Below are 2,003 nucleotides of genomic sequence, written 5' to 3'. Positions count from 1 at the left end.
GAAACACGCTGAAATACAAGAAAAATCAAAAGATTTTGTTCCTTTTGAATTTCCCTATATTTTTGGAATTGGAAGAATGCACGAAATCAAACAGTTTGACCATTTAATCCATGCCTTTGACCGCTCTTCAGCAAAAGAACGGGGTTTCAAATTGGTCCTGATGGGTGATGGAGCACTGAAAAGTGATTTGCAAAACCTGGTCCAACGAAAAAATATTGAAAATAATGTTGTTTTTATGGAGTATCAGGAAAATCCTTTTCCCTATTTTAGAGGGGCTCATTTAACGGCTTTAACCAGTAAAAATGAAGGTTTTCCAAATATTTTAATAGAAAGCCTTGCCTGTGAAACTCCTGTAGTTGCTTATGATTGTGAATCGGGACCGGCTGAAATTATCATTCAAAATGAAAACGGTATTCTTGTCGAAAACCAAAACCTTGATGCGATGACCCGGGCAATAGAAACGATGATTACTGATGCCGATTTCTATAAATATTGTAAATCAATGACGCTGAAAAGCATTGAAAGATTTGATTTTGAAACGATTGGAAAACAATGGCTTAACTTTCTAAACTTACCTGTGAACTGATGAATATTGAACTAATACAATTGCCAAAAATTGAAGATGTGAGAGGGAATATTTCTGTCATCGAAAAAAACGTTCTTCCTTACTCAATTAAACGTGTTTACTATCTTTATGATGTGCCCAGCAGTGCCCAGCGAGGTGGTCACGCTCACAAGGAACAGTTGGAGTTTTTAATTCCCATTTCCGGTAGCTTTGATGTGGTTTTGAAAGATGGAAAGGAAACCCGGCTGGTCACGCTCAACAAACCGGATAAAGGACTTTTGATTAAAACCAATGTGTGGCGTGAATTGGAAAATTTTTCTTCAGGTGCAGTGTGTCTGGTGATCGCCTCGGGTGAATATGACGAGGATGATTACATCAGGGATTTCAATGAATTTCTAACCCATCAATCTGAATAACTGTTTAGGTTTATTCCCTTTTTGAGCAATTGCTGTTTAAACTTGCCAATCAATTTTAATACAAACACGGGTAAACTTAAAAGTGTTTTTTGCTTTAAATTTAAACTTGATGAATCAATTTTTGAGCGTAATATTCGAAATTGTTTTTTGTCTCCGTCGAGTTTGTAAAGCTTAGCTTTGATATACCTCTGAAAATCCAGGTATTTTTTAATGTCTTTTCGATTGGAATAGGTCTTTTCATAAAAATCATAATCGGGGATCCTTTTTCCAAGTAAACCTCTTTGTGTAATTTGATTCTCTGATACCATTAAATACGTCACCAATGCTTTATTAAAATAAGCGAGTTTAAAATGAGCGAATGCCCTGATATTGAAATCAATATCTTCACTGTAGTTTACGTGTTCATTGTAGTATCCTACTGTTTCAAATACCTCTTTTTTGACACACAAACAAGAGGGATAAAAAATAGATTGGTTTAAGTTCGCTTCAAAATAATTTAAAACGACCCCATCATTCTTAAAGTTTTCAAAATTAAATTTAAACTCAGTTGTGGTAGTGTCATCTAGTTTAATTTCATACTTGGTTGCAAAAAGGGAGGCTTCTTTATAGTTTTCAATAAGATAATTGATGGATTTCAAAAAGTCCGGTTTCCAAAGGTCGTCAGCATCTAAAAAAGCTATATAATTGGCCCGGGCATTTTTGATGCCTGTATTTCTGGAAGCAGACAAACCACTGTTTTTGGAATGACGGATAAGCTGTATTCTTGAATCTTCAAAAGTTTTTACAATCTGTTCACTTTTATCTGTTGAGCAGTCATTAATAACAAGCACTTCAAAGTCTGTAAAACTTTGGGCTAAAACAGAATTCAATGTTTGAGCAATAAAGTTTTCTTTGTTGTAAAGCGGTATGACGACTGAAAATTTCAACTATTTTTTATTTATTGGTTTGATACAACGATGCATAAAAATACAAGCGGTAGATATCAAAGATAAACAACGAGGGATTACTGCTTTGTAGGTTTT

General features: G+C 34.5%; 3 protein-coding genes. 2 read left to right on the top strand and 1 reads right to left on the bottom strand.

What is annotated here, in order from left to right:
- Both AACY61_RS12975 and AACY61_RS12970 read left to right on the top strand, forming a co-directional pair.
- Positions 1-586, top strand: a 586-nt coding sequence (locus AACY61_RS12975) for a glycosyltransferase (protein WP_339612003.1), incomplete at its 5' end; no start/stop codon positions are given.
- Positions 586-981, top strand: a complete 396-nt coding sequence (locus AACY61_RS12970; RefSeq protein WP_339612002.1) for an FdtA/QdtA family cupin domain-containing protein — start codon at positions 586-588, stop codon at positions 979-981. The genes AACY61_RS12975 and AACY61_RS12970, both read left to right, overlap by 1 nt.
- Here AACY61_RS12970 and AACY61_RS12965 read toward each other — a convergent pair.
- Positions 969-1,907, bottom strand: a complete 939-nt coding sequence (locus tag AACY61_RS12965; RefSeq protein ID WP_339612001.1) for a glycosyltransferase family A protein — start codon at positions 1,905-1,907, stop codon at positions 969-971. The genes AACY61_RS12970 and AACY61_RS12965 overlap by 13 nt on opposite strands.
- Between the last annotated feature and the right edge of the window lie 96 nt (positions 1,908-2,003).

The organism is uncultured Planktosalinus sp. (assembly GCF_963973675.1).
Taxonomy (GTDB): Bacteria; Bacteroidota; Bacteroidia; order Flavobacteriales; family Flavobacteriaceae; genus Planktosalinus.
The sequence above is the reverse complement of the archived record's forward strand: the minus strand, read 5'-3'. Positions and strand labels throughout refer to the sequence as shown.

Bases quoted from the DNA above. Each gene is read 5' to 3' on its own strand.
- AACY61_RS12970 (WP_339612002.1), top strand. From the start codon at position 586: ATGAATATTGAACTAATACAATTGCCAAAAATTGAAGATGTGAGAGGG.